The sequence below is a fragment of the Methylobacterium sp. W2 genome (assembly GCF_020662345.1).
Lineage (GTDB): Bacteria > Pseudomonadota > Alphaproteobacteria > Rhizobiales > Beijerinckiaceae > Methylobacterium.
In genome coordinates this window covers 1-448 of the sequence record NZ_VMOA01000108.1, presented here as the reverse complement: position 1 = coordinate 448, position 448 = coordinate 1, and the positions used below count along the sequence as shown (strand labels likewise).

General features: G+C 62.7%; 1 protein-coding gene. It reads right to left on the bottom strand.

The annotated features are described in order from the left end of the window. On the bottom strand, positions 1–428 hold a 428-nt coding region (locus FPV16_RS25940; protein ID WP_227441378.1), incomplete at its 3' end, for a hypothetical protein. Positions 429–448 lie beyond the last annotated feature (20 nt).

Sequence of the window (448 nt, the reverse complement as noted above, 5' to 3'; positions counted from 1 at the left end):
GTCGAGGGGGCCGCCGCCGCTTCGCTGGCGCGGCCTGTCTTTGATGTAGTCGTCGACTCTTTCGCTGCGGTGGATGTTGAGTGGAAAGCGGCACCAAACTTGTCGCTGAAGTCGTGCCAGCCGGTCACGACCGTCACGAGGGCACTAAACGCGACGAAGGCAGCAACAGGCCACCAGGCAAGGAACGCGCCGACGGCCCTTGCTACCAGGCTTGGCCGAGTCGTCATCGCCTTCTCCGCCGATTGGTAACGGTCTCGGCGCCGCAGCATTCCGATGCGCCAACGATCCCACCGCGAACCACCGTCGAGCACACTGGATACGCGCCAGTATCGGAACGCGTCGGCCACGGCTGCGTCGATGACGCTTTGTGTGACATCGTTCGGGCCCACGAACACTCGCCAAACGATGAGCTTTTCGGGCTGCCGCATGAATTCAGACTCGTACGGAT